General features: G+C 68.8%; 15 protein-coding genes. 4 read left to right on the forward strand and 11 right to left on the reverse strand.

Annotation, left to right across the window (positions count from 1 at the left end; all coding sequences use genetic code 11):
* Positions 1–105 precede the first annotated feature (105 nt).
* From BLS81_RS18540 to BLS81_RS18550, 3 genes are all read right to left on the reverse strand, one after another.
* Positions 106–4,269: a translocation/assembly module TamB domain-containing protein gene (locus BLS81_RS18540; RefSeq protein WP_176787253.1), complete on the reverse strand. Its 4,164-nt coding sequence runs from the start codon at positions 4,267–4,269 to the stop codon at positions 106–108.
* Entirely contained in the window at positions 4,266–6,257 is a 1,992-nt protein-coding gene (locus tag BLS81_RS18545) for an autotransporter assembly complex protein TamA (RefSeq protein ID WP_093226116.1), read from the reverse strand. The genes BLS81_RS18540 and BLS81_RS18545 overlap by 4 nt, the downstream gene beginning before the upstream one ends.
* 123 nt (positions 6,258–6,380) lie before the next feature.
* Positions 6,381–6,584 (reverse strand): hypothetical protein, encoded by a 204-nt coding sequence (locus tag BLS81_RS18550; RefSeq protein WP_093226187.1) that lies wholly within the window; start codon positions 6,582–6,584, stop codon positions 6,381–6,383.
* 179 nt (positions 6,585–6,763) lie between these two features.
* Here BLS81_RS18550 and BLS81_RS20905 point away from each other — a divergent pair, with 179 nt between their 5' ends.
* Positions 6,764–6,931 carry a hypothetical protein gene (locus tag BLS81_RS20905; protein WP_176787254.1) on the forward strand — a complete coding sequence of 56 codons (168 nt, stop codon included), beginning with the start codon at positions 6,764–6,766 and terminating at the stop codon, positions 6,929–6,931.
* A 37-nt stretch (positions 6,932–6,968) separates the two neighbouring features.
* Here the strand turns inward: BLS81_RS20905 and BLS81_RS18555 are convergent, their stop codons facing one another.
* Positions 6,969–7,598 (reverse strand): S24 family peptidase, encoded by a 630-nt coding sequence (locus tag BLS81_RS18555; protein WP_093226117.1) that lies wholly within the window; start codon positions 7,596–7,598, stop codon positions 6,969–6,971.
* A gap of 88 nt (positions 7,599–7,686) precedes the next feature.
* On the opposite strand from BLS81_RS18555, the gene BLS81_RS20910 reads away from it, so the two are divergent.
* Together BLS81_RS20910 and BLS81_RS18560 are read left to right on the forward strand one after the other, a co-directional pair.
* Positions 7,687–7,863 carry a hypothetical protein gene (locus BLS81_RS20910; RefSeq protein ID WP_176787249.1) on the forward strand — a complete coding sequence of 59 codons (177 nt, stop codon included), beginning with the start codon at positions 7,687–7,689 and terminating at the stop codon, positions 7,861–7,863.
* The gene (locus tag BLS81_RS18560; RefSeq protein WP_093226119.1) at positions 7,860–8,171 is read left to right on the forward strand and encodes a hypothetical protein; all 312 of its coding nucleotides are present in this window, start codon (positions 7,860–7,862) and stop codon (positions 8,169–8,171) included. The genes BLS81_RS20910 and BLS81_RS18560 overlap by 4 nt, the downstream gene beginning before the upstream one ends.
* 21 nt (positions 8,172–8,192) lie before the next feature.
* Here BLS81_RS18560 and BLS81_RS18565 read toward each other — a convergent pair whose 3' ends face one another.
* The 6 genes from BLS81_RS18565 to BLS81_RS18590 form a co-directional block, all read right to left on the reverse strand.
* The gene (locus BLS81_RS18565) at positions 8,193–8,645 is read right to left on the reverse strand and encodes a hypothetical protein (protein ID WP_093226120.1); all 453 of its coding nucleotides are present in this window, start codon (positions 8,643–8,645) and stop codon (positions 8,193–8,195) included.
* Positions 8,646–8,846: 201 nt separating this feature from the next.
* Complete coding sequence (locus BLS81_RS18570) at positions 8,847–10,175, reverse strand: PQQ-dependent sugar dehydrogenase (RefSeq protein WP_093226122.1); 1,329 nt, start codon at positions 10,173–10,175, stop codon at positions 8,847–8,849.
* A gap of 69 nt (positions 10,176–10,244) precedes the next feature.
* Positions 10,245–10,511 (reverse strand): Txe/YoeB family addiction module toxin, encoded by a 267-nt coding sequence (locus BLS81_RS18575; protein ID WP_093226123.1) that lies wholly within the window; start codon positions 10,509–10,511, stop codon positions 10,245–10,247.
* Entirely contained in the window at positions 10,508–10,771 is a 264-nt protein-coding gene (locus BLS81_RS18580) for a type II toxin-antitoxin system Phd/YefM family antitoxin (protein WP_093226189.1), read from the reverse strand. Before BLS81_RS18580 ends, BLS81_RS18575 begins: the two co-directional genes overlap by 4 nt.
* A 123-nt stretch (positions 10,772–10,894) precedes the next feature.
* Positions 10,895–11,194, reverse strand: coding sequence for a hypothetical protein (locus tag BLS81_RS18585; RefSeq protein ID WP_093226125.1), 300 nt, complete (start codon positions 11,192–11,194; stop codon positions 10,895–10,897).
* Positions 11,195–11,198: 4 nt separating this feature from the next.
* Positions 11,199–13,994, reverse strand: a complete 2,796-nt coding sequence (locus BLS81_RS18590; RefSeq protein ID WP_256326334.1) for a M16 family metallopeptidase — start codon at positions 13,992–13,994, stop codon at positions 11,199–11,201.
* A 161-nt stretch (positions 13,995–14,155) separates the two neighbouring features.
* Here BLS81_RS18590 and clpB point away from each other — a divergent pair, with 161 nt between their 5' ends.
* Complete coding sequence (clpB, locus tag BLS81_RS18595) at positions 14,156–16,735, forward strand: ATP-dependent chaperone ClpB (protein ID WP_093226128.1); 2,580 nt, start codon at positions 14,156–14,158, stop codon at positions 16,733–16,735.
* Between the two features lie 183 nt (positions 16,736–16,918).
* Here the strand turns inward: clpB and BLS81_RS18600 are convergent, their stop codons facing one another.
* On the reverse strand, positions 16,919–19,939 hold the full coding sequence (locus BLS81_RS18600) for a TonB-dependent receptor plug domain-containing protein (protein ID WP_093226129.1): 3,021 nt from the start codon (positions 19,937–19,939) through the stop codon (positions 16,919–16,921).
* Positions 19,940–20,002 lie beyond the last annotated feature (63 nt).

The following is a 20,002-nucleotide window of genomic DNA, read 5'->3' on the forward strand; positions in this document are numbered from 1 at the left end:
AAGTCCGTTCGTGCTGAGCGCAGTCGAAGCACGTGCCCCACACGCTGGGGCACGCGGTACGCACTTCGACTTCGCTCAGTGCGAACAGATGGTGGCAGAAAACAATCAATAATCCTTGGAAACCCGCACGTTGGCGCTTTGCCGCCCCAAAGTCGAGATGGTCGACAGCACCGACAGCCAGCGCGTCACCTGGAACTCGACCTGAGTCGCCGAATAGCCCTGCCCATCGGTGATGATCTCGGCGAACAGCCGCCGCGTGACGTATTTGCCCGCCGCCACCGACGTGCCCGCGCCGGTCTGCGGGTCGGCGGGGAGGATGCGCAGCCGGTCGAGCCCGGCCACCCGCCGCACCGCGTTGATCGGGTCGAGCCCGCCCTTGCCGTTCTGGAGCGCCGCCACCGCCGACGCCAATTGCAACGCCTCCGGCGCGGACAGATTGGTGATCGAGGTGCCGAACAGCAGCCGTGAGAGCAATTCGTCCTCGGGCAGCGCGGGCGTGCTGGTGAACGAAATCTCGGGCTTGAGCGCCGGCCCCGTGACTCGGATCGTCGCCGACAGACCCGTGGAATCGGCGTTGGCGGCGATGTCGAGCGCCGGGTTGGCGGGCACCTCGCCCTGGAACAGGATCTTGCCGCGATCGAGCTGGAACTCGCGCCCGGCGAACTGATAGTCGCCCCGCACCAGATCGGCGCGGCCGGTGATCGCGGGATTGTCGGGCGCGCCGCCGATGTCGAGATCGGCCGACCATTCGCTGCGCAGGCCAAGCCCGGTCACCAGCAGATTGTTGGGCGCATGCGCGTGGACCGCGAGCTTCCACGGTTTGCGCGGGCGATCGTCTTCCTCGCCGCCGCCGGGCAGGTTGATCTCACGGATGTTGAGCTGCGGCACCGCGCTCGCCGCGCTCGCCTGGCCGAGCCGGTAGCGGCTCTTGGTCAGCGTCACCTTGCCCGCGATCGTGCCGCCCGACCCGTCCGACTTGAAGGTGAGCGGACCCGTCGCGGTCGCGGCGATATCGTCGCGGTTGATGAGCAATGCGTTCTGCGCCTGCACCGCCAGATCGATGCCGAAGCCATTGGCGGCGGCGAGATCGAAGCTGCCCGATCCGGTCACGCGCCCGCCCTTGCCGGCATCGGCGGCGAGCCGGTCGAGTACCAGCCGCGATCCGCCGAACCGCCCGCTCGCGATCACGTTGGTCAGCACCGTGCCGGTGGTCGCGCTCTCGATCTTGGCGCCCTTGGCCTGCACCACGCCGCTGATGCGGGGGTTGTCGAGCGTGCCGCCGACATCGGCGCCGATCGCGACCGGCCCGCTCAGGTCGAACAGTTCGATGCCGGTCAGCCGCCACAAGGTATCCGCCGGCCCGTCGTAGCGAAGCTGCGCGAACAGCGGCGCATGCGCGAGGCGGCCGGCGAGATCGTCGCCCCCCGGCAAGGTCAGCAGCATCTGCGCGCGCCCCACCGTCTTGCCGCCGCTCGCCGCGACCGCGCGCGCCGCCGCCTTGCCGGGTTCGAGGATACCGGCGATGCCGACATCGACCGGACGCGACGACAGCACCAGCCCCGATCGGGTGAGGCCGCGCACGGTCATGTTGATCTTGCCCGTCGGCGCGGCGCCGCGCGACTGGACGAACGCGAGCTTGCCCGACGCTTCGCCGCCCAGCCCAAGCCCCGGATAGCCGATGTCGAGCACCGCCAGCGGCATGCTGGTCAGCGTCGCATCGACCGCGCTGGCGGCGCCGGTGAAATGGCCCGACAGATCGGCGCTGCCGCCCGCGAAGCTGAGCTTGGCCGGCGCCAGCCGCCAGCCATCCTCGTCGCGCGTGAACACCGCCGGGCCGACCAACGCGAGCGGGCGGCGGTCGAGCGTGCCCTGCGCCGACACCGAATAGCGGTCGGGCGTCACCGCGATCACGCTCTGGATATCGAACGCGCGCCCACGCGATCCCGCGATCGACGCGCGGATTTCGCCGCTGCCGCCGCGCAGCGCCGCGTGGATCGCGGTGCGGCCGATCACCAGCGATCCGCGCCGGATGCCCGATGCGGTCGCGGTCGCCTCGATCGAGGTGCCGTCGGGATCGAACACCGCCGAAAGGTCGAGATGCGCGCGCCGCACCGTCACCGCCTGCGCCAGCCGCGCGGCGGCCGCGTCGATCCGCGCGTCGATCCGCTGCTGCCCGTCCTGCGGGCGGAACATCAGGTCTCCCGCCAGCCCGCCGCCGACCAGCGCGACCTTGCCGTCGAATCCGCCCTCGACGATCGCGAGATCGCCGTGTGCGCGCGTGCCGCTGACGTTGAGCTGCTGGATCTGGATCACCGCCTGCCCGCCCTTGGGCAACAGGATCTCGCCCTCGCCGTCGAACGGCCCGAGCCGCGATCCGCCGTGCGCGGCGAAGGCATAGCCCGCCGGGGTCGGATCGAGATGCGCGGCTACGTTCGACAGCCCCATCGCTTCGTTGGGCTGGGTGAAGACGAGATCGAGCGTCGGCTTGTCGATCTTGCCGTCGAGCTTGATCGTCAGCGGGCCATAGCGCGCCTGTTGCCCGCTGCCCTCGAAGTGGAACGTGCCGTCGCGCCGGCGGATGCCGTTGCCGGTGATGCGGATCTGCGGCCCGGTCAGCACCAGATTGGTGAAGTGCAGCACCCCGTCGGTGGTGCGTTCGAGGTTGGTGACCAGCCCCGGCAACCCGCCCGCGAGCGAGCGGAAGAAGGCGTTGTCGAGCCGCAGCATCCGCGCGCTGCCCTTGCCGATCACGCGCGTGCCGCGCCCGCCCGGCCCGGGCACGACATGGAGCGACGAATTGACCTCGACCATGCCCAGGCCGGGGATCAGATAGCGCGACAGCCCGCCGTTCAGCCCCACCTCGTAATGGCCGTTGACGAGATCGACGAGCAGCGACACCCGCCCGTTGAGCTTGTCCGACGCGAGCCTGAGATCGTCGCCCGTCACCAGCTTGCTCGTCACGCGCAGCACCCCGTCGATCGACAGGTTGCGCAATATGCCGCCGGCGACGTCGCCGATCCCGGTCACGCGCGCGGCGGTGAGGCGGATCGGCACCACCACCGGGGCGGGCGAGAAATGCCCCTTGCCGGCGGCGCGCACGCTCTCGAACCCGGTCTGGTCGAACGCCATCCGTTCGGCGGAGAGGCGATAGTCGAACCCGGCGGTCGCGAACGCGCCGTCGAGGATCGCGCGCAGCTCGATCGCGCGCCCGGTCATGTTGGGGAACAGCGCCGAGGGCTGGAGCAGCCGCACCCGCACGCGCGTGTCGCGAAACGCGCTCGCGGCGAGATCGAGCGCGCCCTCGCCGTGCAGCGCGAGCGACGCCGAATGCAGATCGAGCGCGCCCGTCAGCCGCCGCCCGGCGAGCGTCGCGGCGCCGTTGACGATGACGCGGGGGCCGCTCAGCCGCTGCAGCTTGCCGTGGGTGAGCGGCGCGGGCGTCAGCGTCCCGGCCAGTGCATAGCGGCCCGCGCGGTTGCCGAGCGTCAGGTCGGCGAGCCGCACGCTGCCGACATCGGCGATCGCGCGGCCGCGCCACGCGCGCCACCGGCCGTCGCCGTGGACCTCCGCCGCGATCGGCCGCGCGAACCCGCTCGCCTTGGCGAGCACCCCCGTGGCGGCGCCGCGTGCGCTGAGGTCGAAATCGAACCGGTCGCGGTCGGGCTGCGCGTCGAGCTTGAGCCGGAGCGTGTCGCTCCCCGCCACCGCCGCGTCGAGATCGACCAGCGCCCGCCCATCGTGGATATCCGCCCGCCCGCGCAACCGCCCGCGCCGCGCGACCCCGGTGATCGCCGGCGCGACCATCAGCCGGTTGATCCGCAGCGTGCCGATGCGGATGTCGAAGCCGGGCAGGATCGGCCCGGTGCGCGCCGTCGGCAGCGTCTGCGGCAGCTTGAGCAGCCGGGCCTGCGGAATGACGAGGCTGGTGATGTCGAGCCGGTTGTGCAGCCACGCCAGCGGCAACCAGCGCAGCTCGGCGCGCGGCGCGTAGAACACCAGCCCCCTGGGGTCGCGCAACCGGAAATCGACCAAAGTCGCGCGCGAGAATAGCGATCCGTCGATCCGCCCGAGGCTGTAGCGCAGCCCGTTGGCGGGGCGCAGCGCGCCGATCCGGTCGATCACGAAGCGATGGCCGATGTCCGAATCGAGCGTGACGATCCCGAGCGTCAGCACCGCGAGCACCACCACCAGCAAATTCGCGATCCGCTGCCGCCAGCTCCGCCTGGCGCGGGGCGGCGGCGGGGCGGGGGTCTCCTCCGCGTCGCTCAAAACGCCTGTCCCAGCGAGACGTAGACCGCCACGCGCGGATCGCCCTTCTGCGGGTTGACCGGCGTGCCGACGTCGATGCGGATCGGCCCGAAGTTCGAATAATAGCGTACGCCAAGCCCCGCGCCGTAGCGGAAGCCGGAGAATTTGGGCAGCGGCGTGGTATAGATGTTGCCGCCGTCGAAGAACGGCACCACGCCGAAATTGCCGAACGTCTTGACCCGCGCCTCCAGCGAGAATTCGCTGAGCGAGCGCCCGCCGATCGGATCGTTATTGGGGTCGCGCGGGCCGATATCCTGATAGCCATAGCCGCGCACCGATGCGCCGCCGCCCGAATAGAAGCGCCGCGACGGCGCGATCGCGTCGCGCGGCGCGCCCGCGATCGTGCCGAGCCGGATGCGCCCGGCGACGACCACGCCGGCCGCCGCCTGCTTGTACGCGCTCGCGTCGAACTGTATGCGCGCATAGGCGAACACGTTCTTCTCCAGCGACACTTCGGGCGAGAACCGCCCGGCCAGCCGGAAGCCGCGCGTCGGATTGAGCAGATCGTCCGATCCGTCGTAGCTGAGCGTCGTCGGCAGCGCGCCGATGAAATAGGTCTGCCGCCGCGGCGCGCCGGTCGAGACGATCACGTCGCGCTCGTCGGACGCGGTCAGCTCGCCGCCGATCGACCATGTCCATTTCTTCTGGAAGAAGATGTTGGTCTGGCGTTCCAGGCTGCCGGTCAGCGACACCGATTTCGCCTCATAGGCGGTGCGCTTGAGATTGGAGGCGGTCGCCTGGACCGTGAGCACGCGGTCCCGCGCGTGGAAATTGTTGCGGCGGTAGGTCGCGCCGGCAAGCTGTTCCTGCGTGCCGAGCACACCGCGCAGGATCAGCGCGCCCTCGGGCGGGAACAGGTTGCGGTGGGTCCAGCTCACCTCCGCGCGCGCGCCCTCGCCGGTGCCATAGCCGAGTTCGCCCGCGATCGTGCGCGGCGGCGCCGGTTCGGTCGCGACGAGGATGTCGACCAGATCGGGGTCGCTCGCCGGCACCGGCTTGATCGTGACGCTCGACACCAAGGATGTCTGGATCAGCGCGCGGCGCAAATCGGCGAGCGCGACGTCGTCGAACGGCTTGCCGGGCGTGAAGCGCGCGATCTCGGCGATATGATGCGCGTCGAACACGTGTTTGCCCGCCGGCACGACGATCTTGCCGAAGCGTCGCGCGGTGCCGGGCGCGACCGTCATCGCCAGCGTCGCGGTATGCGCGGCGTGATCGACCACGATCTCGGGATCGCCGACCACCGCGAAGGGGAAGCCGCGCTGGCCGATCATGGTGCGCAGTTTCGCCTCGCCGCCCGCGATCGTGTCGGCGTTGACCGGATCGCCGGTCTTGACGCCGAACGCCTCGCGCAGCGCCGCCGCCGCATCGCCCGTGGCGTCGAGCCCCGTCACCCGCACCCCGCCGAACGTGTAGAGCGCGCCCGGCTCGGCATCGAGCACGACCAGCAGGCGGCCGGTGCCGGGGTCGACGCGCGTCGCGACGCTCGCGTCATAATAGCCCTCCGCGCGCAGCAGCCCGGTGAGCAGGGCGGCATCCTCGCGCGCGCGGCGGTCGAGCTGGGCCGCGTTGGCGGGCTGGCCCTCGTTGGTCTTGAGCGTCGAAAGCTGATCGAACCGCTGGCGGAGCAGCGGCGAGGCGATCGCGTCGATCCCGTCGACGCGATAGGTGTAGCGCGTGTCGCCCCCGCTTGCCTGCGCCTTCGCCGGCGTGGCGGCGGGGGCGGCGGCGGGTCCGAGATCGGGCCAGTCGACGCCGAGCCCCGGCAGCGGCGCGAGCGGAGACTGCGGATCGAGCGCGGGTTCCTTGACCGGCGGTTGCGGGGCGGGGGGCGGCGGCTCCGGCGCGGGCGCGGCCGATTGCTGCGCGCGGGCCATCGGGCAGGCAAGCACCAGCAAAACCGCGGCGGCGCCATACGCCGCGCCCCGCTGCCCGAGCGACAACGTCATGCCCGCTGTCCTAGCCCGGCCGGCGCCCGGCCAACAAGCGTTTATCGCTGGCGTTCAACCGCGATCAGGGCACGGTATGGCCCATGTGCGCGCGGGTGCGCGGGCGGGGTGGCGAAACCGCAATCACTGCACCGTGCCGATCGCCCCTTGCGCGGCCATCAGCACGATCAGCCGCTCGATCTGCCGCCAGCGGCGGAAGTGGATGTGATTGCCGAGATCGCGGCTCCGCTCGGCGCGCGCCGCCGCTTCGAACCCGGCATCCTCGCCGAACGCGGCGATCAGCGTCGCTGCGTCCGCGACGTCGCTGCGATGCTCCAGCCATGGCATATCCGCCATTCGAACCCTCCCGCGAAAGTGCGCGGGGCGGACACACACGGATCATGCCATGAACCGCATCGCCGCGCGCGCGGCGGCGCACGGTGGTAAACGCATCGGACGCGCGGCGTACCGCCGGTCCCGCGACGGGACGCTGGCGTCCGGCGGCGGGACATGGCAGAGCCCGCCGCATGGCAAGCAAATCCCCCGCCGCCGGCGGCGTCCTGATCGCGATCGGCGCGTTCGTCGGCGCGTTCGCCGGCCTGTTCCTCGGCGAACCGAGCAAGGGCCTGCTGCTCGGCCTCGGCGCGGGCGCGGGCATGGCGATCGCGGTCTGGCTGATCGACCGGCGCCGGTAGTACCGGCGTCACGGTCCGCGCGGCCGCGCGCTCCACGCTACCGCAGCGCGCGCGACAGCCACACCACCCGCCCGATCACCTCGACCGCGTCAGGCGCCTGTGGCGCGATCGTCCCCGCCGCCGGATTGTCGCTGGTGATGCGCAGCATCGCCCCCGCCCGCGCGACCCGCTTGACCAGCAACACCCCGTCGAGCCGGATCACGAACACCGCCGGCTGATCGCGCACCCGCCGGTCGCGCTCGTCGACCAGCATCAGGTCGCCATCCTCGATCAGCGGCGCCATCGAATCGCCGCGCGCGCGGATCTCGGCGGCATCGGCGGGGCGGACGCCGAGCTGCGCGAGCAGGCGCGGGTCGAAATGCGCCGCGCCGCCCGCCCGGTCCTCCTCGGCGAGCGCGCCCGGACCTGCCGACGCCGCGATCTCCAGCCGCCGTATCGCCACGCTCGGCGCCGCCGCCGCCGGGCCGCCCAGCTCGGCCTCGTCGACGCGGAAGAATGCGGCGAGCAGCCGCCGGTCGGCCTCCGCGAGCACGCGCGGGGTGCCGCGCTTCACATATTGCTGAAGATAGGCGTCGTTGCGCCGGAGCATCCGCGACAGCGCGCCATAGCTGTGCCCGCTCGCCGCGATCAGCGCCGCCAGCCGTGCTCGGATGTCGTCGTGCGCCATGCCGCCAGCATAGCCTAGGAAATTTCCTAGACAAGTTGGAAATGCGAGAACAAAAACGGAACATAAAGCGAGTCGAGGAGGCGGACAGGTGATGATTCTGGGCAAGATCGATCGATTTCTGAAGGCGACCAACATGGCGCCGACGCGGTTCGGGCGGATGGCGGTGCGCGACCCGCGGCTGGTTCACGATCTGCGGCGCGGGCGCGAGCCGGGCGCGCGCATGGTCGCGCGGATCGAGGCGTTCATCGGGGAGCGCGGCCAATGAGCCGCGGTCCCGATGCCGGCGCGCGGCTCGAACGCGCGCTCGTCGCCAATGCGGCGCGCGCCGGGTGCGCGGTGACGATCGCCGATGCGACATGGGAGCGCTGGGCGAGCGTTACCTTCGCCGGCGCGCGCCATACCCTGTGGCTCACCGGCGCGGCGGGTCACGCGCTCGACCGCTGGCTCGCCGATCTGCCCGAGGCGGATCTCGTCATCCGCCACGGCCTCGTCGCCGATCTGGCGGTGGCGGGCGTGGCGCGCGCGGGCGGGCAAGCGCGCATCACGCTGGAGGCGCTGACGGTGGAGGCGTGACCTGTCGTCTTCGGGGGCGCGTCAGTCGTGCCGCACCGCCAGCGCGCCGGTGCGGCACAGGGCTTCCACCGTGCGCGCGAACTCGGTCATCAGCCCTTCGAGCACCGGCTCGAACCCGCCCGCCGAGATGATGTCGGGCGGCGGCGTCACGCCCCCGCGCGGGTCTTCGACGACGATGCCGCGCGCGATCATCTTGGCGACCTGCCGCCGCACCGTTTCGCGCGGCAGCCCGGTGGCGGCGGAGATCGCGTTGCGGGAGATCGGCACGATCGCCTCGGGCGGCAGCGGCGTGGTGCCGCGCAGTTCGGGTGGGATCGCGCGCTCGCGCATCACGCGCTGCACATTGGCGACCGAGATCGTCAGGAAGATCAGCGTCTCGGATGGGCCGAGTTGGATCGTCTCCGACAAGGTGCGTTGCGTCGTCAGGAACTGATTGCACAGCGCGGTCATCGCCACGCGCCAGTTCTCGGCCATTTTGGCCGTATTCGTGGTAACACTCGTCCCCATCATCCCCTCACGCCGACACTGACACGCCCGAATTGCGTCCGGGTCGAATATCGTCGCGAATATCGGCGGTTCGCGGGGTTTCGTAAACTCCGGTTTTCGCGTCGCGACGAATCACGCGCGTCTGATACATTCCTGCAACATCCGCGCCAGCGCCGCGCGCCGGGGCGATCAGCCGGCGGTCTTGGCGCTCACCCGCCAGACGGTATTGCCGACATCGTCCGCCACCAGCAGCGCGCCGGTCTTGTCGGTGATGACCCCGACCGGGCGCCCGCGCGCCTGGCCCTTGTCGTTGAGGAACCCGGTCAGCAGGTCGACCGGCCGCGCGCCCTTGGCCGGAAAGCCGTTGTCCGCGAACGGCACGTAAACGACCTTGTAGCCCGAGGGCGGAACGCGGTTCCACGAGCCATGTTCGCCGACGAACGCGCCATTGGCGAAGCGCGGCCCGAGCTTGGCGTCGCCCGCGAAGGTCAGGCCGAGTGCTGCGACATGCGGCCCCAGCGCGTAATCGGGCCGCTTCGAATATTCCTGCAACGCCGGATTCTCGGGCTGGACGCGGTGGTCGATATAGCCGCCCCAGTAGAACCACGGCCAGCCGAAGTGATCGCCCAGCTCGACCTGGCTCATGTAATCGGGCGAAAGGTCCGATCCCATCATGTCGCGTTCGTTGACGACCACCCACAGCCCGCCGCCGTGCGGCTCGAACGCCATCCCCTGCGGGTTGCGCAGGCCCGCCGCATAGATGCGGAACGCCTTGTGGACCGGATCGACCTGGAGGATGTTCGCGCGGTTCTTCTCGGCATCGAGCCCATCGTCGGCGATGTTGCTCGACGATCCGACCGAGACGTACAGCGACCCGTCGGGCGCCGCGAGCAGCCCGCGCGCCCAATGGTTGCCCCCGCCCGGATAGGTCACGATCGTCTCGGGCTTGGCGGTGATCTTGGTCTGGCCGGGGGTGAACGGCACGCGCACCAGCGCATCGGTGTTGGCGATGTAGAGATACCCCCCCGCCAGCGCCATGCCGAGCGGCGAGTTGAGCCCGGAGATCAGCACCGTGCGGCTCTCCGCCACGCCGTCGCCATTGGCGTCGCGCAGCAGCGTGATGCGGTTGGCCGAGCCGCTGTCCGCCCCCGCCGAGCCGATCAGCAGACCCATGATCCAGTCCTTGACGCCGCGCACCTCGCGCGGCGGCGAATCGGTCTCCGCCACCAGCACATCGCCATTGGGGAGACGATAGAGCCAGCGCGGATGCTGGAGATCGCGCGCGAACGGCTGCACCTGAAGGCCAGCCGCCGGCGTCGGCATCGCGTTGCCCCAGCCGACCGGCTTGGCGATCCGCGTCGTCGGGAACATCTGGTTGCGCGGCTGGCTGATCTCGGGCCGCTTGCCGGTCACCGCCTCGAGCGGCAGCTTCGCCTGGTCGGGCCGGCTGATCCAATAGCCGACCGGGATCGCGACGACGATCAGGATCAGGGCGATGCGCAGGATGTGCTTGAGCATGCACGGTTGGTAAGCCGTGGCGGGAGCAGGCGAAAGGCCAAATCGCCGGCGCGCGCTACCCCTTGAGGTTCAATAGTGGAATCGGCATTGCGCGATTTCGAGCTGCTGGTCGGGCGCCTTGCCCGAAATGCGGTACACCAGCCGGTCCGCCTCGGTGAGGCGCCGCGACCACCATCCCGACAGGTCGCCGCGTAGCGGCTCGGGCTTGCCTTTGCCCTTGAACGGGCTGCGCCGGCATTCGGTGATAAGCGCGTTGAGCTTCTCGAAAACCTTGGGATCGGCGTTTATCCAATATTGATATTGCTCCCAGGCCAAGTCCGAAAAGACCAGCCTCACGCGTCGGCCAGCGCAATCAAGTTCCGTTCGACACCCTTGCCCGCATCGAGCTGCGCGATCGACTCACGCAGCGCGCGCGCATTGGCCGGGGTGGACAGAAGGTGCATCGTTTCCTGGATGGCGTTCCACGTATCGAGCGACACCATCACCACCGGCTTGCCGTTCTTGCGCGTGACGACGACCTCTTCATGGTCTTCGACGACCTGCTCCATCATGTCCTTGAGATTGGCGCGCGCGTCCGTGTACGTCACAACCTGCATATAAGCCTCCATTGGACGCTTATATGTACAGGTATATGTACAAATCAAGGGATGCTTCTTCCCTCACTGATTTGCAGGAGGAAGGAGCGAGTCGACGTAAGGGCGAGGGCGATCCGTCCCGCTTTACGCCCGCGTCCCCGAAACCGGAAAGCTCCCCATCACGCCCGCGCCGACCGATCCGGTCAGCGTGTCGCCATCGACGGTCGCGGTGCATTCGAGCGTCATCGCCATCGGCGACGTGATCGACATCACCCAGGCGATCGTGTCGCCATCGACCTTGCCGTCCTTGACCTCGACCGAACCGAGCGCGCCGCTCAGGTTGCCGGTGAAGCTCGCGCCCGCGCTCGCCACGCTCAGCATCGCCTTCTGTTCGCCGAGCGGCGTGCGCACCACGATATTCCACTGTCCATCGACCGTCGCCATCACGTCACTCCTGTAAACCGGCCGCCCGGCGCATCGTCGCGACCGATGCGGCGGGGATCACCTCGACCGGCAGGCCAAGGCTGTCAAGCTGCGGCCGCACGACCTTCGCGTCGCCGACCACGATCCACAGCGCGCGAGCCGGATCGATCGCCGCACGCGCCGCCGCCCGCGCCTCGGGCAGCGTCAACGCCCGGTACCGCGCGGTGATCGTCGCATAATACTCGTCGGGGCGCTGCCACAGATCGTTGTTCTGCATGCCGCCGAGCAGCGCCTGCGCGGTTTCGAAACTGCCCGGCAGCGACCGCGTCGCGTCGGCGATCGCGCGGTCGAACTCGGCCTGCGTCATCGGCGCGGCGCCGACATAGCCGGTCAGCTCCTTGCGCAGTTCGGCGATCGCCGCGCCGGTCTTGTCGGCCTGCACCGGCGCGCTGACCAGATAGGGCGCGGCATGTTGGATCCGCTGGATGCTGCCGCTCGCGCCATACGCCCAATGCTTGTCTTCGCGCAGGTTCATGTTGATCCGCGCGAGGAAACCGCCGCCGAGCGCATCGTTGGCGACGATCAGCGGCAGCAGTTCGTCGGTGCCGGCAAGGTGGTTGGGCACCGCGCCGAGGATCATCGACTGCGGCGAATCGGGGCGGTCGACCAGCACGATCTTCGGCGTCGCCGGCGCGGGCGCGGTGAACGTCTTCACCCCGCGCGCGCCTGTCGCGGTCCAGTCGCCGAATCCGCGCTCGAACGCCGCCGCCACGTCGGCGAGCGGCAGGTCGCTCACCACGAACAGCTTGGCGGTGTCGGGGCGCAGCCACGCGGCGTTGAACGCGATCAGGTCGTCGCGGCTCAGCGCCGCGATCGCGGCCGGGTCGCCGCCGCCATTGGCCTTGGCATAGGGCGAGCCCGCGCCGTACAGCAACGGCGGCAACACGCGGTTGGCGAGCGCGCCCGGATCGGTCAGCTCCTGCGCGATGCCGGCGAGCAGTTCGGCGCGCTTCCGCTCGATCTCGGCGGGCGCGAACGCGGAATGGCGCACCATGTCGGCGACCAGGTCGATCACCGGCGCGAGATTGACGCTCGGTGCGCTGAGCGACACCGAAGTGCGGTCGGCCCCGATCCCCATGCCAATTCCTGCGCCGAGCCGCTCCTTCGCTTCGGCGAGCGCGGTGGCATCGCGCGTCGCGGTGCCCTCGTTGAGCATCGCCAGCGCGAAGCCGGCGGTGCCCGATCGTCCCGCCACATCGGCGGCATAACCGGCATCGAAGCTCAGCACCGCGCGCGTGAACGGCACCGCGCCGCGCTGCGCATAGACGATCTCGATCCCGTTGCCGAGCCGGGTGCGCGTGATCTTGGGATAGGTCAGGTCGATCGCCGCCCCCGCCGGCGGCATGGCCCCGCGCGTGCCCTTGACCGGCGGCTCGACCTTGGCGGCGACCGGCGCGGGCGGCGGCACCACCGCCTCGGCATAAGCGTCGCGCGCGCCCGGCGCGACCGTCAGCGCATAGACCGGCCGCGACAGCCAGCGCGCCGCCACCGCGCGGACATGCGCGGGCGTTTGCGCCGCGAGATCGGCGAGCTGCTTCTTGTAGAAGCCGGGATCGTTCGAATAGAGCGCGCCCTCGGCCAGCGTCACCGCCTTGCCGCCGCCGCCGCCGACCCGTTCGAGCCCGGCGATCGTCGCCGAGACGCGCTCGGTGACATAGCGCCCGACCTCGTCCGCGCTCGGCCCGGTCTTGAGGAAATCGGCGACGATCGCGTCGAGCCGCGCCGCCACCCGCGCCGCATCGACCCCCGGCCGCACCACCGCGCGCACGGTGAAGGTGCCGAGCTGCGCGAAGCTCGCGTTATACGCGCTGACCTGCACCGCCAGCTTCTCCTTGCGCACCAGGATATCGTCGAGCCGCGAACTCGACAGCCCGCCCAGCACCCCCGCCGCGACGTCGAGCGCGGTCGAATCAGTGTCGTTGATCCCCGGCACCGTCCAGGCGCGCAGCAGCATCGTCGCGCCGACGCGGTCCGTCATCACCTCGGATTTGGCCACCGCGAGCGTCGGGATCTCCACCTTGGGCGCGAGATTCTGCGGCCCGCGCGGGATCGCGCCGAAATACTTTTCGACCAGCGGCTTGGCGCTCGCCGCGTCGATATCGCCGGCCAGCACCAGCACCGTGTTGTTGGGGCCGTAATGTGCGCGGAACCAGTTCTTCACATCGTCGAGGCTGGCGGCGTCGAGGTCGGCCATCGATCCGATCGTGGTGTGGCCATAGGGATGGCCGGGCGGGAACAGCCCCTCGGTCAGCTTGTACTGGACGAGCCCGTAGGGCCGGTTGTCGCCCTGCCGCTTCTCGTTCTGGACGACGCCGCGCTGGCGGTCGAGCGTCGCCTGCGTCACCGCGCCGAGCAGATAGCCCATCCGGTCGCTCTCGAGGAACAGCGCCCGTTCGAGCGCGGTCCTGGGGACCGTCTCGTAATAATTGGTGCGGTCGTAATAGGTGCTGCCGTTCATGTCGGTGCCGCCGGCCTGTTTGAGCGGCGCGTAGAAATCCCCCGGCGCGTTCTCGCTGCCGTTGAACATCAGATGCTCGAACAGATGCGCAAACCCGGTCTTGCCCTTGGGCTCGAACTTCGATCCAACGTCATACCACACGCTCACCGCGACGATCGGCGCCTTGCGATCGGTATGGACCACCACGCGCAACCCATTGGCTAGGGTAAATTGCGTATAGGGAATATCGACCTGCCGGATCAGGGCCGCGATCGGGGCGGGCTTGGTTTCGGTCCGCGCGACGGCGGGCTGGGTCAGGAACATCAAGGAGCCGATAAATGCGAGAGATGTGAGACGCATGGTTTCATCCGATGGATCGGTCGCGCGCTACCATGCACGAACCCATGCGTCCAATCGCTGCCGCCCCTTGTGTTGTAAAATGGCAACACCATATCGCGCGCCATCAAAGGAGGGATTTCACCGACATGAATCTCGAAAAATTCACGGACCGCGCCAAGGGCTTCCTGCAATCGGCACAGACCGTCGCGATCCGCATGAACCACCAGCGGATCGCGCCCGAACATCTCTTGAAGGCGCTGCTCGAGGACGAGCAGGGCATGGCCGCGGGGCTGATCCAGTCCGCCGGGGGCGACGCCAAGCGCGCGCTCAGCGAAACCGATCTCGCTTTGTCCAAGATCCCGGCGGTGTCGGGCAGCGGCGCGCAAGGTTCGCCCGGCATCGACAATGATCTCGTCCGCGTGCTCGACCAGGCCGAGCAGATCGCGCAGAAAGCCGGCGACAGCTACGTCACCGTCGAGCGGCTGCTGGTCGCGCTCGCGCTGTCGCTCAACACCGCGGCGGGCAAGGCGCTGCAAGCCGCCGCCGTCAGGCCCGAGGCGCTCAACGCCGCGATCAACACCTTGCGCGGCGGCCGCACCGCCGACACCGCCTCGGCCGAGGATCGCTACGACGCGCTCAAGAAGTTCGCGCGCGATCTGACGCAGGCGGCGCGCGACGGCAAGCTCGATCCAGTGATCGGCCGCGACGAGGAAATCCGCCGCACCATCCAGATCCTCGCGCGCCGCACCAAGAACAACCCGGTGCTGATCGGTGAACCCGGCGTCGGCAAGACCGCGATCGCGGAAGGGCTCGCGCTGCGCATCGCCAATGGCGACGTGCCCGATACGCTCAAGGACCGCACGCTGATGGCGCTCGACATGGGCAGCCTGATCGCCGGCGCCAAATATCGCGGCGAGTTCGAGGAACGGCTCAAGGGCGTGCTCGACGAGGTCAAGGCCGGCGAGGGCGACATCATCCTGTTCATCGACGAGATGCACACGCTGATCGGCGCGGGCAAGACCGATGGCGCGATGGACGCCTCCAACCTGTTGAAGCCGGCGCTCGCGCGCGGTGAATTGCACTGCGTCGGCGCGACCACGCTCGACGAATATCGCAAGTACGTCGAGAAGGACGCAGCACTCCAGCGCCGCTTCCAACCGGTGTTCGTCGGCGAGCCGACCGTCGAGGATACGATCTCGATCCTGCGCGGCCTCAAGGAGAAATACGAGCTCCACCACGGCGTCCGCATCACCGACGGCGCGATCGTCGCGGCGGCGACGCTCGGCAACCGCTACATCACCGATCGGTTCATGCCCGACAAGGCGATCGACCTGATGGACGAGGCCGCCAGCCGAATCCGCATGGAAGTGGAGAGCAAGCCCGAGGAGATCGAGACGCTCGACCGCCGCATCCTCCGCCTCAAGATCGAGCGCGAGGGGCTTCGCCGCGAGAATGACGACGCCTCGCGCGAGCGGCTCGCGACGCTGGAGGGCGAACTCGCCAATCTCGAACAGCAATCCGCCGAACTCACCACGCGCTGGCAGGGTGAGAAGGACAAGATCGCCGCCGAATCCAAGTTGAAGGAGCAGCTCGACGCCGCCCGGCTCGAACTCGACCAGGCGCAGCGCGCCGGCGACCTCGCCCGCGCGGGCGAACTGTCCTACGGGCGCATCCCCCAGCTCCAGCGCCAGCTCGAGGAGGCGCAGGGCGCCGCCAAGGGCGCGATGCTGCGCGAGGAAGTCACCGCCGACGATATCGCCGCGGTGGTCAGCAAATGGACCGGCATCCCGATGGAGCGGATGCTCGAAGGCGAGCGCACGAAGCTGCTCCAGATGGAAGCGGCGCTCGGCAAGCGCGTGATCGGCCAGGCGCAGGCGGTGCGCGCGGTCTCGACCGCGGTGCGGCGTGCGCGTGCGGGGCTGCAAGATCCCAATCGGCCGATGGGCAGCTTCCTGTTCCTGGGGCCGACCGGCGTCGGCAAGACCGAACTGACCAAGGCGCTCGCCGAATTCCTGTTCGACGACCCCTCGGCGATGGTCCGCATCGACATGAGCGAGTTCATGGAGAAGCATGCCGTCGCCCGGCTGATCGGCGCCCCTCCCGGCTATGTCGGCTATGAGGAAGGCGGCGTGCTGACCGAGGCGGTGCGCAGGCGCCCCTATCAGGTGATCCTGTTCGACGAGGTCGAGAAGGCGCATGGCGACGTGTTCAACGTGCTGCTGCAAGTGCTCGACGACGGGCGGCTCACCGACGGGCAGGGCCGCACCGTCGATTTCACCAACACGATCATCGTGCTCACCTCGAACCTCGGCAGCCAGTATCTGACGATGCTGGAAGAGGGGCAGGACGTCGCGAGCGTCGAGCCGCAGGTGATGGAGATCGTGCGCGGCCACTTCCGCCCCGAATTCCTCAACCGGCTCGACGAGATCGTGCTGTTCCACCGTCTGGGGCAGAGCGAGATGGCGCCGATCGTCGACATCCAGGTCGCGCGCATCGACAAGCTGCTCGCCGACCGCAAGGTGACGCTCGACCTCACCGAGGGCGCGCGCGCGTGGTTGGGGCGGGTCGGTTACGATCCGGTATACGGCGCGCGGCCCTTGAAGCGCGCGGTGCAACGCTATCTGCAAGACCCGCTCGCCGACCTGATCCTGCGCGGCGAGGTCAAGGACGGCGCGACCGTGCGCGTCGAGGAGGGCGACGGGAAGCTGGAGCTGACGGTGGTGTAGTTCCGCACCACCTGTTTCCCGCCCGTTCGTGCCGAGCGAAGTCGAGGCACCGTCGCGCACGACGGCCTCGGCTTCGCTGAACCGGCCCCTCGACTTCGCTCGGGGTGAACGGCTGAAAACGGCAAAAGAAAGGGGCGGCTTCCGCGAGGAAGCCGCCCCAATTTTTTGGCTCGGATCGACAGATCAGAACTTGAAGTTCGCGCCCGCCCGGAAGGTCCGGCCGATCAGACCCGGCGTGTGCCACGAGGTCAGATAGTTCGGCGAGCTGGTGTAGCCCGCCGGCGCGATCGGCGCGCGCGCGCCGAGGATGTTGCCGACGTTGATGTAGAAATCGAAATTGTCGTTCACATGCACGTTGGCGTTGAAGTCGGTGTAGATGAAGCTGTGGACATAGCAGAACTTGTCCGAGCCATCCGCCGCCTTGTAGAGCGCCGAGGCGCACGACAGATCGGTCGTGCCTTCATCCGCCGCGACTTCCTTGAGACGGCCGATCCAATAGGTCGTCGTGGTCAGCGCCAGCTTGCCGTATTCGATCGTGTTCTGCCAGCTACCGCGCCAGTTCGGCGTGCCGTTGCCCGAGGACAGTTCCTGCGGCCCGAGCGTACCGGCGTATTTCTGCACCGTGCCGTTGGTGTGCAGGTCGAACTGCAGCGTGTGCGTCACTTCCGCGCGAGTCGTGTAGTGGATGTCCGAGGTCAGATCGAACTGGCCCTGCGCGGCGAAGTCGAGGCCCGAGATGATCTCATAATCCGCGTTCACATAGGGAACGTTGTAGATGAGCAGGCGGGGCAGCGCGGTCGGGTTGAACGGATCGGCGGCGTCGACGACGTTGCACGAATAGCCCTGGCCGACCGCGGCGAGTGCGGCGCAGCCTGCGGCCGCGGCCGCGTCAGACGAAGCGAACTTCTGCGATGCGACCGAGTAATAGGCGCTGCGCGCCGCGCCACCGAGCGGGCCGGTGACGATCAGGTCGGACTTCTTGATGTTGAAGTAATCGACCGTGAAGCTCACGCGGCGGGTCGGCTGGAACGTGCCGCCCACGGTGAAGCTGCGCGACTTCTCAGGCTGCACATTGGGGTTGCCGGTCGCGCCGCTGCCCAACGAATAGATCGTCGAATAGGCCGAGTTGCCCGGGTGCGCGGCGACGAACGCCGCGTTGGGCGTGTAGTTCGAGAACCCGGCATACGAGCTGCGCGGGTTGGATTCCGCGAAGGTCGGGGCGCGGAAGCCCTTCGAGAAGGTGCCGCGGATCGAGAAGAACTCGACCGGCTTGAACTGCGCTTCCACCTTCGGCGAGAAGTGGTCGTAGCCTTCCGAATAGTGATCGTAGCGGCCCGAAACGCCGACGTTGAGCTGCGTCAGGATCGGCGCGTCGATCTGGAAGAAGCCCGCCGCGACCTCACGGTCACCGAACGCGGCCGAGGTGTTGAGGCCGTTCACGTCGAGGCCCGGGTTGCGGCTGTTGTTGGTCAGCGATTCGCGGCGATACTGGCCGCCCACCGCGATCTTGGCGTCACCGCCCGGCAGCGCGAACAAAGTGCGGCCGATCGAGGCATCGACGGTCGCGATCCACGAATGCGAGCGGGTGTTGATCGGCGGGAGCACCGCGTCGCGCACCGCCTGCGAGTTGAGGCTCGGATTGACGAAGTTGTACGAGCCGGTGTTGATCGCGTTGATGAGTGCGTTGGTGTTGTACCAGCCGTAGTCGGTCAGCGACAGATTGTCCTGCGCGTAAACGGCATCGACCTTCCAGACCCAGCTATCGCCGAAGTGGCCGTTCAGGCCGCCGCTGATACGATAGACTTCGTTGGTGCGGCTGCTGCCCGAACGGGCATCGCCGAACAGATAGTAGATGCGCGCCGCGCCGTTGGCGGGGTCGTTCGCATAGGCTGCCGCATACGGGTTGTTCGGGTTGAGGCGACGACCGGCGGCACCCAGGTCGGTCGCGCAGTTCACGCCCGAGTTACAGATCCACACCGGCAGGACGATGCCGGGGTTGCTCGCCGAGAGCGACGGCGAACCGCCGAACGGCTGGACCTGACGGATGTTGTTGGGCGGGGAGATGATATCGACCCGGTCATGCATGAAGCTGCCCTGGAGATACCCCTCGATCGTGTCGCTGAGCCGCAGGCTGGCGCGCGCGCTGAAGCCGTAGCGCTCCTGCAGCGGCAGGATCTGGCGGTACTCGTCCTGCAGGTTGTGCTTGCAGGCGGTGCCCTGCTGCGTGGCGGTGTTGACCGTGAAGGTGCCGAAGTTGCAGTTGCTGAGCGGGGTCAGCGTCTGGAACAGCGCCGGGGTGCTGGCGTTCGCAACCGAACCCGCGAGCGGATTGTTGAGATTGGTCTGGCGCACCCGCGTCACGATCGCGTCGGCGGTCGCGGTGGTGAGCGAATCGTCGGCGCGGTTGTTGTCGACGCCGCCGATCGAGGTGAGATCGAGCGTGTTGAACGGGAAGCCGCGGTCATGGTTGTTGACGCGCCCGTCGAACTCATACTCGCCCGTCACATAGACGTTGAAGCCCTGCGTCTCGTAATCGCCGTAGCCGGCCGACAGATGCGCCTTGTACTTCTGCGCGTCGCCCTTCTCCGCGAGACCACCCTCGATGCCGCCGGCGAGGCCGGTGATGTGCTTCTTGGTGATGATGTTGACCACGCCGCCGATCGCGTCCGCGCCATAGGTCGCCGACGCCGAATCCTTCAGCACTTCGACGCGTTCGATGTTGGTGATCGGGATCGAGTTCAGATCGACATAGGCGTTGTGGCCGTCGTCGTTGAGCGGGAAGTTGGCCGAGCGCAGGCCGTCCACCAGGACGACAGTCGACGACACGCCAAGGCCGCGCAGCGAGATGGCGCTGCCGCCCGCCGAGAAGCCGCTCTGGAAGCCGTTGCCGATCGAGCCGGCGCTGTCGGCCGAAACCGAACGGATCGCATCGGAGATGTTGGTGATGCCGGCTTTCTGGAGGTTTTCCGTGGTGAGCACGGTGATCGGCGACGGCGAATCGGTCTCGCGGCGCGCGAACAGCGAACCGGTGACGACGATGTCCTTGGTGTCGTCCTGCGCGGCGGGCGTGTCGGACGGCAGCGTCGCGGGTACCGGCGCGGCCTGATCCTGCGCGAACGCCGGCGCGGCGAACGACGCCAGCGCGGCGAGCGGTGCCGCGCCCAGCAGCAGGCGGTTCTTGAGAGTCGTCTGGACGGAATGCATCAGTGTCTTTCCCCTTTGCGATCTCCCGCCGCGCGCCCCGTCGCGAACGGTGGAAGATACCGA

The sequence above is a fragment of the Sphingomonas sp. NFR15 genome (assembly GCF_900103265.1).
Taxonomy (GTDB): domain Bacteria; phylum Pseudomonadota; class Alphaproteobacteria; order Sphingomonadales; family Sphingomonadaceae; genus Sphingomonas; species Sphingomonas pollutisoli.

What these genes read in the sequence shown, in the direction of transcription:
- BLS81_RS18555 (WP_093226117.1), bottom strand. Translation starts at nt 7,598, where the DNA reads ATGGCGCACGACGACATCCGAGCACGGCTGGCGGCGCTGATCGCGGCG.
- BLS81_RS18590 (WP_256326334.1), bottom strand. Translation starts at nt 13,994, where the DNA reads ATGTTCCTGACCCAGCCCGCCGTCGCGCGGACCGAAACCAAGCCCGCC.
- BLS81_RS18560 (WP_093226119.1), top strand. Translation starts at nt 7,860, where the DNA reads ATGAGCCGCGGTCCCGATGCCGGCGCGCGGCTCGAACGCGCGCTCGTC.
- BLS81_RS18545 (WP_093226116.1), bottom strand. Translation starts at nt 6,257, where the DNA reads ATGACGTTGTCGCTCGGGCAGCGGGGCGCGGCGTATGGCGCCGCCGCG.
- clpB (WP_093226128.1), top strand. Translation starts at nt 14,156, where the DNA reads ATGAATCTCGAAAAATTCACGGACCGCGCCAAGGGCTTCCTGCAATCG.
- BLS81_RS18580 (WP_093226189.1), bottom strand. Translation starts at nt 10,771, where the DNA reads ATGCAGGTTGTGACGTACACGGACGCGCGCGCCAATCTCAAGGACATG.
- BLS81_RS18565 (WP_093226120.1), bottom strand. Translation starts at nt 8,645, where the DNA reads ATGGCCGAGAACTGGCGCGTGGCGATGACCGCGCTGTGCAATCAGTTC.
- BLS81_RS18550 (WP_093226187.1), bottom strand. Translation starts at nt 6,584, where the DNA reads ATGCCATGGCTGGAGCATCGCAGCGACGTCGCGGACGCAGCGACGCTG.
- BLS81_RS18600 (WP_093226129.1), bottom strand. Translation starts at nt 19,939, where the DNA reads ATGCATTCCGTCCAGACGACTCTCAAGAACCGCCTGCTGCTGGGCGCG.
- BLS81_RS20905 (WP_176787254.1), top strand. Translation starts at nt 6,764, where the DNA reads ATGGCAAGCAAATCCCCCGCCGCCGGCGGCGTCCTGATCGCGATCGGC.
- BLS81_RS18585 (WP_093226125.1), bottom strand. Translation starts at nt 11,194, where the DNA reads ATGGCGACGGTCGATGGACAGTGGAATATCGTGGTGCGCACGCCGCTC.
- BLS81_RS18570 (WP_093226122.1), bottom strand. Translation starts at nt 10,175, where the DNA reads ATGCTCAAGCACATCCTGCGCATCGCCCTGATCCTGATCGTCGTCGCG.